11 protein-coding genes are annotated in these 12,765 nt (G+C 61.9%); all 11 read right to left on the reverse strand.

Going from position 1 to position 12,765, the window contains the following annotated elements; all coding sequences use genetic code 11:
• Positions 1 to 119: 119 nt before the first annotated feature.
• The gene (locus RS75_RS17225) at positions 120 to 1,697 is read right to left on the reverse strand and encodes a LysM peptidoglycan-binding domain-containing M23 family metallopeptidase (RefSeq protein WP_045022520.1); all 1,578 of its coding nucleotides are present in this window, start codon (positions 1,695 to 1,697) and stop codon (positions 120 to 122) included.
• Between the two features lie 345 nt (positions 1,698 to 2,042).
• Complete coding sequence (locus RS75_RS17230; RefSeq protein ID WP_045022522.1) at positions 2,043 to 2,696, reverse strand: protein-L-isoaspartate(D-aspartate) O-methyltransferase; 654 nt, start codon at positions 2,694 to 2,696, stop codon at positions 2,043 to 2,045.
• Positions 2,693 to 3,463 carry a 5'/3'-nucleotidase SurE gene (gene surE / locus RS75_RS17235; protein ID WP_045022524.1) on the reverse strand — a complete coding sequence of 257 codons (771 nt, stop codon included), beginning with the start codon at positions 3,461 to 3,463 and terminating at the stop codon, positions 2,693 to 2,695. The genes RS75_RS17230 and surE overlap by 4 nt, the downstream gene beginning before the upstream one ends.
• Positions 3,464 to 3,520: 57 nt before the next feature.
• Positions 3,521 to 4,804 (reverse strand): serine--tRNA ligase, encoded by a 1,284-nt coding sequence (serS, locus tag RS75_RS17240; protein WP_045022526.1) that lies wholly within the window; start codon positions 4,802 to 4,804, stop codon positions 3,521 to 3,523.
• A 103-nt stretch (positions 4,805 to 4,907) separates the two neighbouring features.
• A complete protein-coding gene (tatC, locus tag RS75_RS17245) occupies positions 4,908 to 5,711 on the reverse strand; it encodes a twin-arginine translocase subunit TatC (protein WP_045022528.1) in 804 nt (267 codons plus the stop codon).
• Positions 5,708 to 6,418, reverse strand: coding sequence for a Sec-independent protein translocase protein TatB (tatB, locus tag RS75_RS17250; RefSeq protein ID WP_045022530.1), 711 nt, complete (start codon positions 6,416 to 6,418; stop codon positions 5,708 to 5,710). Before tatB ends, tatC begins: the two co-directional genes overlap by 4 nt.
• Before the next feature lie 55 nt (positions 6,419 to 6,473).
• Positions 6,474 to 6,683, reverse strand: a complete 210-nt coding sequence (locus RS75_RS17255; RefSeq protein WP_045022533.1) for a twin-arginine translocase TatA/TatE family subunit — start codon at positions 6,681 to 6,683, stop codon at positions 6,474 to 6,476.
• 129 nt (positions 6,684 to 6,812) lie between these two features.
• Complete coding sequence (gene scpB / locus RS75_RS17260) at positions 6,813 to 7,547, reverse strand: SMC-Scp complex subunit ScpB (RefSeq protein ID WP_045023149.1); 735 nt, start codon at positions 7,545 to 7,547, stop codon at positions 6,813 to 6,815.
• Positions 7,537 to 8,385, reverse strand: coding sequence for a segregation and condensation protein A (locus tag RS75_RS17265; RefSeq protein ID WP_045022535.1), 849 nt, complete (start codon positions 8,383 to 8,385; stop codon positions 7,537 to 7,539). The genes scpB and RS75_RS17265 overlap by 11 nt, the downstream gene beginning before the upstream one ends.
• 58 nt (positions 8,386 to 8,443) lie before the next feature.
• Positions 8,444 to 9,460 carry a beta-N-acetylhexosaminidase gene (gene nagZ, locus RS75_RS17270; RefSeq protein WP_045022537.1) on the reverse strand — a complete coding sequence of 339 codons (1,017 nt, stop codon included), beginning with the start codon at positions 9,458 to 9,460 and terminating at the stop codon, positions 8,444 to 8,446.
• Between the two features lie 241 nt (positions 9,461 to 9,701).
• Positions 9,702 to 12,749, reverse strand: coding sequence for an SPOR domain-containing protein (locus RS75_RS17275; protein WP_045022540.1), 3,048 nt, complete (start codon positions 12,747 to 12,749; stop codon positions 9,702 to 9,704).
• Between the last annotated feature and the right edge of the window lie 16 nt (positions 12,750 to 12,765).

The following is a 12,765-nucleotide window of genomic DNA, read 5'->3' on the forward strand; positions in this document are numbered from 1 at the left end:
ACCGGACAGTAGTGGGTCAAGCCCGAGGATGACGTCGAATGTGTGGAGACGTTTGCATCTCCCCAAAATGAAAAAGCCGGGCGTTCGGCCCGGCTTCATCATTCCTTGAGACGCAATACCTATTCAAGGAAACCGGATGGGTTCACCGGCGTCGCATCCTTGCGAACTTCGAAGTGAACCTGAGGACGTTTGGCGCTGCCGGTCATGCCTGATGTGGCGATGGTCTGGCCGCGCTGAACCTTCTGGCCGCGCTGCACGTCGAGATTGGCGGCGTTGCCGTAAACGGTGACCTTGCCGTCGTCGTGGCGGACGAGCACGGTGTTGCCGAGCTGCTTCAGGCCGTTGCCCGCATAGATGACCACACCGTTTTCGGCGGCCTTGATCGGCGTGCCTTCCGGGACGGAGATGTTGATGCCATCGTTGCGGCTGCCTTCGACATTATCGCCGAAATTGTTGATGACCGCACCGCGAACCGGCCAGCGATATTTGCCGATGCCGGTGGATTCCGGAGCGATCGAGGCCATATCGGACTTCTTCTCGATGTCGCCGACGCTTGCCGTGGCAGCGGGAGCGGCAGGTATGGTCGCAGCGGCGGACGGAGCCTTGTAGGGTTCCGGCTTGGCGGATGCGGTTTCGACTGCCTTCGTCGCCTCCTTGGCGGGTACGGAGGCCGTCTTGATGGCGTCGGTCGAAGCACCGGGCATGGCGAGTGTCTGGCCGACACGGATGCTTTCGCTGGAAATGCCGTTCGCGGCCTTGAGCGCTGCAACCGACACGCCGTTTTCACGGGCGATCTTTGCCAGGCTGTCGCCCGGCTGAACCTTGTAGCCACCGCTTGGCGGCAGAGGCTTGCCGCCGGGAGGCGTGAGCTTGCCGTTTTCGGCGGAAACCTTGTCGCGAGCCGCCGTCTGCGTGGGCAATACGGCCACATTCTGCTCGGGACCGCGCAGCGGGGTCGGCTTGTCGCCGTTGCGGTTGAGCGCAATGTCGCTGGCCGCAGCCTTGGCGGCGTTGCGGGCCTGACCGAACTTCGGAATGAGGATAGACTGGCCAGCCTGCGCGGAAGCCGCGGTCTTCAGACCATTGACCCGCAGCAGTTCCTTTTCAGGAACGCCGTAGCGGTTGGAAATCGTGGCGATGCTTTCACCCGGACGCAGCGTCACTGAAGAAGCGCCATCCGTATGCCAGCCATTCTTGTCGGAACGGACGGTTGCAGTGGTGAGATTGTCGGTGGGAGCGGCGGCCTGCTGTGCGGGCGCTGCGAGAGACGGCGCGGCCTGTCGCTGCGCGGAAGGGAAAGGCTGGGCCATGGCGTCGTTGCGCGTCGCCGGATCGCGGCTTGCCACCGCCGTCGGTGCCGACAGCTCGGAGCGCTGGACCGGAGAGGCCGAAGCGGAGCGCGCCGTGGAAGGCTGGACGCCGCCGCCGTAACCGCCGGAGGACGGGTAGGAATTGGCCATGCCGGAATTTGCGGCCATGTTCTGGTTGGCGTAACCGCCCTGCGGTGTCGCAGAGGCGTAGCCGCCGTTCATGTCGCCTTGCGGAACCGGGACCTGCCCATAAGCACCGCCGCCCTGACGGGCTGGAATTGACGCCGTGGTCATCTTATCCGGTCCACTGGAAAAGAGGCCGCTGAACCGCGTTGCATCCGAGCTACAGCCCGTTGCGACGCTTGCCAGCAATGCCGCTGCGAACATTTTTGCGACTGATTTTCCGATTTTAGACGAATGTCTCATACGCATGACTCGATCTACACTGACGCCAACCCGCCGCATCGAGGTCGATCCGGCACAAATTTCACTTCTTGCAAGGTCCATTTCCCGATCCCGGGAATACCATGCGTCGATGTTTATGATTAAAGCGCGTTAGTGTTACCACGCCGTTAAAACGTTAAGCCGCTCGGCGCTTTTTTGACACTTCGATAACCATGACGAAAACCGGATGCGTCATGTTGGGACAATATTACGATGGAAAATCAGTTGGTTGTGATAATTTAGAATATTCTAAGACGAAAATTAATCGCCCTGGAAATTTTCATTTTGTCACAAATGCCGCGCAATATGGCTGCCAAGCGGCAGATAAGGCGCTTCGAACAGCTCTTCCTTCTCGAAGCGGCTGCCGGTCTTGGAAAAGCGGGTCATCACACAGCGGTCGCCTTCAAGGATGATCGGTGCGATCATCATGCCGCCGGAGACGATCTGCTCGGCGAAAAAGCGGGGCATGGTGGTGAAGGCGGCGGTGGAGACGATGCGGTCGAAGGTGCCTTCACCCACCAGACCATTGCTGCCATCCGCCTGGCGGATGACGACATTGCGGATGGAAAGATCGTCCAGACAGTTCTGCGCCTGCTGCACCAGCGTTTTGTAACGCTCAAGCGAAAAGACACGCTCCACCCGGCGCGCCATGATCGCCGTCATGAACCCGCTGCCGGTGCCGATTTCCAGCACACGTTGGCCCGGCTTCAATTGCAGGCGGGCGAGGATTTTCACCGCCATATCGGCGCCTTCCATGAAGGCACCGCAGTCGATCGGGATCGTCCGGCTGGAATAGGCGTCGGTCGCAAATTGCGGCGGCACGAATTTGGAACGCGGCGTCTGCTCGACCGCCGTCAAAAGGTCGAGGTCGGAAATCCCCTCGCCCCGCAGGCGGAGAACGAGAGCTGCAAAACCTTCCTTTTCGACCATGGCAGATTTCAATCGGCGACTCCGAATCCAAGCGCTTCCGCAACCCGATCCTTCACCGTGTAGTCCGTCAGGTCAAGCTTTAGCGGCGTGACCGAAATCTTGCCGTGTTTCAAAGCGTGGATATCCGTACCCTCACGGAAGGTGCCGAGGCGTTCGCCGAAGCGCAGCCAGTAATAGGGAAGACCGCGGCCATCCTTGCGTTCTTCCACCGTCAGGCCGAAATCAAGCTTGCCCTGCCCGGTGACAGATACACCCTGCACATCATCAGGTGCGCAATTGGGGAAATTGAGATTGAGGAAAGTGCCATCGGGCAGATCCACATTCATCAGCTTGCGCAAAAGATCCGGCGCATGCGTCTCGGCCACCTCCCACGGCACGGCGCGGCCTTCGCCATGGCTGAACGCCTGGCTGAGCGCGAAAGACCGCACCCCTTGCAGCGTGCCTTCGATGGCGCCGGCAATCGTGCCCGAATAGGTCACGTCATCAGCCATGTTGGCGCCGGCATTGACGCCTGACAGCACCAGATCAGGCTTTTCCGGCAGGACCTCACGGATGCCCATGATGACGCAGTCGGTCGGCGTGCCGCGCAGCGCGAAATGCTTGTCGGAAATCTTGCGCAATCTCAGCGGTTCGGAAAGCGTCAGCGAATGGGCAAGCCCGCTCTGATCGGTTTCCGGCGCGACGATCCAGACATCGTCGGACAGCGTGCGGGCGATACGCTCCAGCACCGCCAGACCTTCGGCGTGGATACCGTCGTCATTGGTCAGCAAAATCCGCATGTTTCTCTCCCGCTATTCTTTCATTCAAATGCGGGCATGCCCGCCGCCGCCGTTAGATCAAGCAGCTTTTTCAATCCGCTTCAGCCCGCCCATATAGGGCAGCAACACCTCGGGAATTGTGACCGAGCCGTCGTCGCTCAGATAATTTTCGAGAACCGCGATCAGGCAGCGGCCGACAGCCGTGCCGGAACCGTTCAGCGTGTGCACGAACTTCGTCGCCTTGTCGTCCTTGCCGCGATAGCGCGCATTCATGCGCCGCCCCTGGAAATCGCCGCAGACCGAGCAGGACGAGATTTCGCGATAGGTGTTCTGTCCCGGCAGCCACACTTCCAGATCGTAGGTCCTGCGGGCGCCGAAACCCATATCGCCGGTGCACAGCGTCATGGTACGGAAATGCAGGCCAAGACGCTTCAACACTTCCTCGGCGCAGGCCGTCATGCGCTCATGCTCGGCAACGGCGCTTTCCGCATCGGTGATGGAGACAAGCTCGCATTTCCAGAACTGGTGCTGGCGCAGCATGCCGCGCGTATCGCGGCCGGCAGAACCCGCTTCCGAACGGAACGAGGGGGTGAGCGCAGTAAAGCGCAGCGGCAGCTTTTCCTGGTCGAGAATTTCGCCTGACACGAGGTTGGTCAGCGTCACTTCCGCCGTCGGGATCAACCAGCGGCCATCAGTGGTCTTGAACAGATCCTCGGAGAACTTCGGCAGCTGGCCGGTACCGAACATCGCCTCGTCACGCACCATCAGCGGCGAGGAGACTTCCGTATAGCCGTGTTCGCTGGTGTGCAGGTCGATCATGAACTGGCCGAGCGCCCGCTCCAGACGCGCCAGCTGGCTGGTCAGCACGGTAAAACGCGAGCCGGAAAGCTTGGCCGCGCGCTCGAAATCCATGTAGCCGAGCGCCTCGCCGATCTCGAAATGCTCCTTGGCCGCATGGTTCCAGCCGGGCTTCTGGCCGACCACGCGGGCGACCACATTGTCGTGTTCGTCCTTACCATCAGGCACGTCGTCGAAAGGCATGTTCGGCAGGCGTGACAGGGCGTCGTTAAGCTCGGCGGTGACCTTTCGATCCTCCTCCTCGGCGCGCGGCATGTTTTCCTTGATGTCGGCGACTTCGGCTTTGAGTTTTTCCGCAAGCTCCATGTTCTTCTGGGCCATGGCGGCGCCGATGTCCTTGGAGGCGGCGTTACGGCGCGACTGCATGTCCTGCAGGGACTGGATGACGGAACGGCGCTTTTCATCGAGAGCGATCAGGCCGCTTGCGGCCGGCTCGACGCCGCGCCGGGCAAGCGCCGCATCAAAGGCTTCGGGGTTTTCGCGTATCCATTTAATGTCGTGCATCGTCGTTCCAGACCGTTGTTGGTCGCTCGCGTTTTATCAGCAAAACGCCGGGCGAAAGGCCCGGCGCGAGGAATTTGATGAGCGGGAAGACCGTGGCGAACCGTCAGGTCTCTTCCAGCTCCGTGCTTTTGGATTCCGCAGCACGTTTCCTCTCCACGAGTCGAGCCATGTAGATGGAAATCTCGTAGAGAATGATCGCGGGCAGCGCAAGACCGATCTGGGACATGGGGTCCGGCGGCGTCAGCACGGCCGCGACCACGAAGGCCATGACGATGGCGAACTTGCGCTTTTCCCGCAGCCAGTCACTGGTCAGAAGCCCGACGCGCGCCAGAAGCGTAGTGACGACGGGCAGCTGGAACACCAGGCCGAAGGACAGAACCAGCGTCATGATGAGGCTGAGATATTCCGACACCTTCGGCATCAGGGAAATCGCCACCTCGCCGTCTTCCGGCAATTGCTGCATGGCAAGGAAGAACCACATGACCATGGGCGTGAAGAAGAAATAGACGAGCGCCGCACCGACGAGAAACAGGATCGGCGAAGCGATCAGGAACGGCAGGAAGGCGGCGCGCTCATTCTTGTAGAGGCCGGGCGCCACGAATTTATAGAGCTGCGAGGCAATCACCGGAAAGGACAGCACCATCGCGCCGAACATGGCGACCTTGATCTGCGTGAAGAAGAATTCCTGCGGCGCGGTATAGATCAGCGACGATTTCGTAACATCGAGCCCCGCCCAGAGTACCGCCCATTTATAGGGGATGACGAGCAGGTTGAAGAGATGCTTGGCAACGGCGAAACAGCCGATGAAGGCGACGAAGAACGCGCCGAGCGCCCAGATCAGCCGCGTGCGCAACTCCATGAGATGCTCGATAAGCGGCTGCGGCTTATCTTCTGTTTCCCCGCTCATGCTTCATCCTTTTTGGGCTTCACGGCCTTTATTCTTGCCGTTTTGACCGGTTTGGCATCCAGCGCCGCTTTATCGACTACCGGCTTTCTGGCCGGAGCTTTTACCGGCGGCTGCGAAATAGCGGGTTCGCTGGTTTTGGGAGAGGCAACGACTTCCGGCGTCGCGGACGACTTGATCCGGCTGGCGCGTTTCGGCTTGGCGGCAACCACCTCGGCCTCCACTGTCACGGCGGATTTTTCCGGCGTCTTTTTCGCCCGAGCACGCTTCGGCTTTTCCTCCGCAACCGCAGCAACCGTTGCAGATGCCGCTGTCGTGGCAACCACGGCGGGCGGTGTCTCGGGAAGTTTCATCTCCGGCTCGGGCACGCCGACGAGCGGTGCGACCGGCTCGCTCGTCGCAGGTGCGGCCGTCGCTTTCTGGAGATCGGACTTGATCTCGTTGCCGAGCTGGCGAAGCGGGTTCATCGCATCGCGCAGGGAATTGGTGGGGTTGAGATTTCGGACGTCCGAGATCGTCTGCCGCACATCGTCCATATCGGCCTCTTTCAAGGCCTCATCGAACTGGGTGCGGAAGTCCCCCGCCATCTTGCGGAGGCCGGCCATCGTCTTGCCGAAGGCGCGGATCATGGGCGGCAAATCCTTTGGTCCGACGACCACGATCAATACTACCGCAATCACCAGAAGCTCGCTCCAGCCGATATCTAACATCAATATGCTCCCGAGAGCCTAGCGCCAGTCTCACAACAGGCAGCAAACACGCCGCTTACTTGGTCTCGTCAGCCTTGTGGTCGACTGTCTTGGCATTGGCATCCGCCGCCGGTGGAGGCGTCGCATCTTCGTCCGACATGCCCTTCTTGAAGCTCTTGATACCCTTGGCGACATCGCCCATCAGTTCCGGGATCTTGCCGCGTCCGAAGAGAACGAGAACGATCACCAGCACGATCAGCCAATGCCACACACTAAAAGAACCCATAACTCAAACTCCTGAATTTCGCTTTCAGACGATGTAAGACGTTTGAAAGGCTTTTTCAAACAACAAATTGTCGGTTTGACAGGGAGTGCGCATAAAGTTTTCGTGCCTTAGCGCCGCCCCATGGCGATATCAATCGTCGCCATCGCCGCCGCCCGGCGCAAGCAGGCCCAACTCTTCCAGATCGAGCTGCGTGATCGGGTCTTCGTCCTCGCGCAATTCGTCGCTCATCATCGGCAAAGGCACGCCGAAATTGGACGGAATGCGGCCCGAAAGCAGGCCCGCACCCTTCAGCTCCTCAAGGCCCGGCAGATCCCGCAACTCCTCAAGGCCGAAATGATCGAGAAACTCAACCGTGGTGCCGATCGTCACCGGCCTGCCCGGCGTGCGCCTGCGGCCCCTGAAACGCACCCAGCCCGCTTCCATCAGCACGTCGAGCGTGCCGCGCGAGGTCTGCACGCCACGGATTTCCTCGATTTCGGCGCGTGTCACCGGTTGATGATAGGCGATAATCGCCAGAACTTCCAGCGCCGCGCGCGAGAGCTTCTTCGGCTCCTTCTCCTCCGAGCGAATGACGAAGGAAAGATCGCCCGCCGTTCGGAACGCCCATTGCCCGCCCACCTGCACGAGATTGACCCCCCGCTCGCCATAAGCGGCTTTCAGGCCGTGCAGGATGGCGATGACATCCATGCCGCGCGGCAGGCGCTCGGCAATGAAAGCCATCGAAACCGGCTCGGCCGAGGCGAAGATCAGCGCCTCGGCGATCCGCTCGGCCTCTTTCAGCTGGCGCTCGGAAAATACCGTGGGTTCGGCCTCGGCCGCATCCGCCACGATGGTCGCCTCGCCGGTCTCGTCGTCATTTGTCATCATTGGTCCTTTCGGCATTCACCGCGCGATCGTCTCTTTCGCTCCTGCGCATATAGATGGGCTGGAAGGCGCCATCCTGCCGGATTTGCAACGATCCCTCGCGCACCAGCTCCAGCGAGGCGGCAAAGGCGCTGGCGATCGCCGTCACCCGCATGGCGGGGTCGGGCACATATTGCAGCAGATATTGATCGAGCACGGTCCATTCGCCGACATCGCCAAGCAGGCTGTTCAAAAGTTCCCGCGCCTCCACCAACGACCAGACCTGACGTTTTTCAATCGTCACCTGGGTAATGGCCTGCCTTTGCCGCAGATTGGCATAGGCGCTCAGGAGATCGTAGAGGTTGGCCTCGTATACCGAGCGGTTGATATGCGGAATATGCTCCGGCGCACCACGGGCGAAAACATCGCGGCCAAGCTGGGCGCGGTTGACGAGCTTTTCAGCCGCCTCGCGCATCGCTTCCAGACGTTTCAGTCGGAAGGCCAGCGTCGCGGCCATTTCCTCGCCGGAGGGGCCGTCATCCTTCGCCTGCTGCGGAATGAGGAGTTTGGATTTGAGGAAGGCGAGCCAGGCCGCCATGACAAGATAATCGGCCGCAAGCTCGATGCGCACACGGCGCACGCTTTCCACGAATTGCAGATATTGCTCGGCAAGGGCCAGCACCGAAATGCGTGACAGATCGACCTTCTGCGTGCGGGCAAGGTGCAGCAGAAGATCGAGCGGGCCTTCGAAACCCGCGACATCGATGACCAGCCCGGCCTCGCCCGTCAGCCGCTCCGGCGTCACATCCTGCCAGAGCTTGTCCATCGGCGTTGAATTGCGAGACTTGTCTGCGGCCATTGTTCCATCCGCCGGGCGTCCGGCCTGTCTTCCCGCGTGGGAGACCGCCGCCCGATCGTCAGGAAACGGCCCACATGGCGTTGAATTCGGCTCTCAGTTCAGCCTCGTCGGAGGCGTCAGTGGCGGGGAAACCCGCTTCCACGGCCCGCACCCGCTCCAGCGAACGGCCGGAAAGAACGGGAACCTCCTTCACGACCTCACGCATTTCACCCATCACGCCGTTGCAATGCAAGACTATATCGCAGCCACCAGCAACAATATTCGCGGCGCGTTCGCCGAGCGTGCCCTTCAGCGCATTCATCGAACTGTCGTCGGACATCAGCAATCCGTCAAAGCCGATCCGGCCGCGAATGATCTCCTCTATCACCTTCGGCGAGGTCGTCGCGGGCCGTTCCCGGTCGACGGCGTTGAAGACCAGATGCGCGCTCATCGCCATCAATTCGCGGTTAAGCGCACGGAACGGCACGAAGTCATGGGCGTCCAACTCGTCGAGCGGCACATCGACAACAGGCAGTTCATGGTGCGAATCGACCATGCCGCGACCGTGACCGGGCATGTGTTTCATGACAGGCAGCATACCGCCCGCCTTGAGGCCGTCGGCCGCCGCCTGCCCCATCTCGGCCACCATAATCGGCGAGTAGCCATAGGCACGGTTGCCGATGACATTGCTGGCGCCTTCCACCGGCACGTCGAGCACCGGCAGGCAATCGACGTTGATGCCGAGCCTCATCAGGTCGAAGGCATGCAGGCGCGACATCAGCCAGGCTGCACGCAGGCCGTCCTCGCGGTCGCGCTCGTAGATTTCGCCGAGGATACGGGCATTTGGATAGGCCTGCAGGGTCGGCGGCTTGATGCGCTGGACGCGCCCGCCTTCCTGATCGATCAGAACCGGGGCGTCGGGTCGCCCGATGGCGTCACGCATGAAAGCGACGAGATCGGTGATCTGCTGCGGCTCACCGATGTTGCGCCCGAAGAGAATGAAGCCCCACGGCTGTTCATCGCGGTAAAGGGCAATCTCGTCAGCGGTAAGCGTAAGCCCGCCGCATCCGAGGATCATAGCTTTGCAATCGGTCATGATGTCACGCTCGCAGGGAAAAGAGGCAATTAGGAGGAGGAACAAGCCGCTCGTTTCGAGGCAGCGGTGGAAGCTTGAACGTTTCCACCGTCATCCTCGGGCTTGACCCGAGGATCCATTCCGGCGGCTGCGGATCCTCGGGTCAAGCCCGAGGATGACGTAGAGTTTGCTGGAAGGTTCTCATACTTCAAGGGCTGCCTTGGGCGGCAGCCCCAATCTTTCTACGCCGGACCGGCCGCTATCAGCGCGCCACCAGGCAACTACCGCCCGCAGAGCGGAACTTTTCGCAAAGCGCCACGGCTTCGTTCTTGTCGCCCGCCGGGATGCGGACACGGTAGAAAGTGCCCTTGCCGGCGATTTCGGCGGCCTTGATGTCGACGCCGCGTCCACCGATGACGGAGCCGAACTTGGCCGACATGTTCTGGTAGGACTTCTGGGCCTCCGCCTGGCTCGGCAGCGACGCAATCTGGATGTAATAACCACCGGCCGAAGGGGCGCTCGTCGCTGCCGGCGTTACGGCGGCTGTCTGCTGCTGCGCGGCAGGCGGCTGGGCCGGAGCGGTTGCGGCAGCAGGACGGACATTGCCCTGATTGGTGACCGTGGCGACCACATTGGCGGGCTGCGAGGACGGACGCGCCGAGGGAACCGGAGCGGAAGATTGCGAAGCCGGTGTCGAAGCAGCCGCTGCAGGAGGCGGCGTCTGCGGCTGTGCGGCCTGCGCGGGCGCCGTAGGAACACGCGATGCGGCGATGACGGCGGGAGCGCCCTCACCCGGCTTGGCGGCCTGGGGTGCGGCAAGCTCAGCGACCTTGTCGGCCTTCGGCGGCTGGGCGGCCGGTGCGTCGACTTCCTGCGCAACCAGCGTGCCGTCAGGCTTGACAATCATGGTGCGGACCTTGCGCGGCGAAACGCCTGTCGCACCGGCACCTTCGTTCTGCGCGGCCTTTTCTTCCGGCGAAAGCAGGCGCGGATCTTCGGTCTCGCCAACCGGCGTACCGCCGGCGGTTTCCATATCGGCGTCGTTTTCACCTTCCAGCGGCAATTGTTCGGGGATCAGCGTGCGCTGAACCACATCGACCGGCTTTTCGCTGCTGGAGATCAGTGCCGGCTGCTTCGGATCGGCGGCGCTGCCACCGGCCACACGGTCGTAAACCGCCTTGTCCTGATTGGGAACGACACGACCGCCCGGATTTTCCGGAACGACCTTCATCGGATCGTTATCGGCGGAAATGATGACCGGCGCGCCATTGGAACCCGTGCCGGACGAACCACCTGATATCAGCGCGTAAACGCCACCACCGACAAGCACCAGACCGATTGCGGCGGCAACCGGCATGATCCAGCGGCGACCGCTGCGTTCATCCTCGTCGCGATAGGTCGCCTGATGATCGGCATAGGTGTTCTCGGCAGCGCGTACGTTGCCACGGGAGGCCGCGGCCTCCTGCATGGAGCGGCGGAAATCCTCCTCCAGCGCCCGCTCGAACTCGTCGGCTTCTTCCGGGCTCTGGGCGGCACGCGCCTGCGGGGCAGCACCCCGGTTTTCCGCATGTTTGTGACGGTCGAAACCGCCGGCGACCGCCGGGGCGAACAGCGTCGCAAGTTCAGTGTCGATATCGAGATCTTCTTCGTGACGGCGGGCAGCGGGCTTGGGTTCGAAAACCCCGACCGGCAATTCCGGCACATCCATCTCGATAATGGTTTCCGGATGTTCTTCCGTCTCGCCGATCTGCGAAGGATCGAAAGGCAGGCTTTCCAGCGTTTGCGGTACTTCCGGCTGCGGTGCGGCGACGGCCGGACGCGGCTGAACCGCAGCGGCGACCGCCGGAATGGCGGAAACGGCGGCCGGGCGCACCTGAGGCGCGGGCTGTTCCCTTACCGGCTGGGGTGCCGCAGCAGCAACGGCCGCCGGAGCGACGGGCTGCTGGCGAACGGGCTGCGGCGCAAACGCGGGCGCAGGTGTCACCTCCACTGCGGCGATTTCGGAAAGATCCAGATCAAGATCGAGATCATCAAGCGCAAGCTCGAAATCATCGTCGTTGAACCCTGCGAAATCGGCAAAGTCCGGCTCCTCGGCAGGCGGCGGCGTTACGACCGGCGCTGCCTTCACAGGGGCTGCGGCAACCGGCGTCGTGGCAAACACGGGCGGCTCCACTCTTGCGGCCTGCGCGATGGGCGCAGCCTCAACGACGGGTTCTTCGCCGCGTCCGGGAATGGAGTATTTCGCAACGCCGTAGATCAGCTCGTCCATCGGCGAAAGATCAGCCGCAGCCGGTTTTTCTTCGAAGGAAGGGGTGAAAGTCTCGGCTGCAACAGGCGCAAAGGTCGGCGCGGTCTCTTCCGCCTGAACGGTAACTGGCGCGGGAGCCGGCTCGGCCTGCGGCTCGATACGGGCTTCCGGCAGCGCTTCGGACCTCGGCTCGATCCGCTTCGGATCGCCAGGAGAAACATCGCGGCGCGCGCCGAAATTGGCAAGCGGCAGACGCAGGCTGGAAAACTCCAGCGAAGAACGGCCACCCTGCGAGGACGGGCGCACGGAAACCGGTGCGGGCGCTTGCTCGGCGACGGCGATCTCTACCTCGTCGGCAAGATCGAAAGCCTGCGGCTCAGTCGCATGAGCGTAATCTGAATGTGCGATATTGCTCGAAACATCGGCCGGAAGTTCCGGCATGGCGTGCCATTCGGGGGCTGCCGGCTCTACGGCCTGCGGTTCTTCCCAGGCGGCCTGCTGGTAAACCAGCGGCTCGGCAGGACGCGACTGGCGCGAATGCACATCGAAAACCTCGGCAACAGCACCGGCATCGTCACGGAAATCCGCGCGAATGTCCTGCCCCGACGTTTCGACGTAATTGTGGATATAGGCGTGGTCGATCTCTGGAAGCAGCTCTTCCCGCACCTCTAGCGCAGGCGTCGGCTCCGGTGCGTACTGCGTCTCAACCGCAGGCTCGGCTACAGGAGAAAGCTCAGGCTCGCGGCGGGCGAAGACCGATTCGACGCGCTGCATGAAATCGCTGGGATGGATGCCGGCACGGACATCGTTTGCCGGATCAAGAACGACCGGGTCTGCGTGCGGCGCATCGTAAACCTCGAACTCGCGAAGCAGCTCGTCTTCGAGATTGAATTCCGGTTCGCGGCGGGCCGCCGGTGAAGCGGCGTGTGGCGCAACTTCGGAACCCGCATGCGAAGGACGATCTTCAAAGCCGACGATACGCGCCAGCTCTGCCAGAGGATCGTTGTCAGCGAAGCCTTCAGACCGGGCATCCCGGTTATACGCGACATTTTTTTCGACCATTACGTGTTCCACCATC

It is taken from the genome of Rhizobium nepotum 39/7, from assembly GCF_000949865.1.
GTDB classification, from domain to species: domain Bacteria; phylum Pseudomonadota; class Alphaproteobacteria; order Rhizobiales; family Rhizobiaceae; genus Agrobacterium; species Agrobacterium nepotum.

Coding starts and splice junctions, on each gene's coding strand:
- serS (WP_045022526.1), bottom strand. CDS start 4,804: ATGCACGACATTAAATGGATACGCGAAAACCCCGAAGCCTTTGATGCG.
- tatC (WP_045022528.1), bottom strand. CDS start 5,711: ATGAGCGGGGAAACAGAAGATAAGCCGCAGCCGCTTATCGAGCATCTC.
- scpB (WP_045023149.1), bottom strand. CDS start 7,547: ATGACAAATGACGACGAGACCGGCGAGGCGACCATCGTGGCGGATGCG.
- tatB (WP_045022530.1), bottom strand. CDS start 6,418: ATGTTAGATATCGGCTGGAGCGAGCTTCTGGTGATTGCGGTAGTATTG.
- surE (WP_045022524.1), bottom strand. CDS start 3,463: ATGCGGATTTTGCTGACCAATGACGACGGTATCCACGCCGAAGGTCTG.
- RS75_RS17265 (WP_045022535.1), bottom strand. CDS start 8,385: ATGGCCGCAGACAAGTCTCGCAATTCAACGCCGATGGACAAGCTCTGG.
- RS75_RS17225 (WP_045022520.1), bottom strand. CDS start 1,697: ATGTTCGCAGCGGCATTGCTGGCAAGCGTCGCAACGGGCTGTAGCTCG.
- RS75_RS17275 (WP_045022540.1), bottom strand. CDS start 12,749: ATGGTCGAAAAAAATGTCGCGTATAACCGGGATGCCCGGTCTGAAGGC.
- nagZ (WP_045022537.1), bottom strand. CDS start 9,460: ATGACCGATTGCAAAGCTATGATCCTCGGATGCGGCGGGCTTACGCTT.
- RS75_RS17255 (WP_045022533.1), bottom strand. CDS start 6,683: ATGGGTTCTTTTAGTGTGTGGCATTGGCTGATCGTGCTGGTGATCGTT.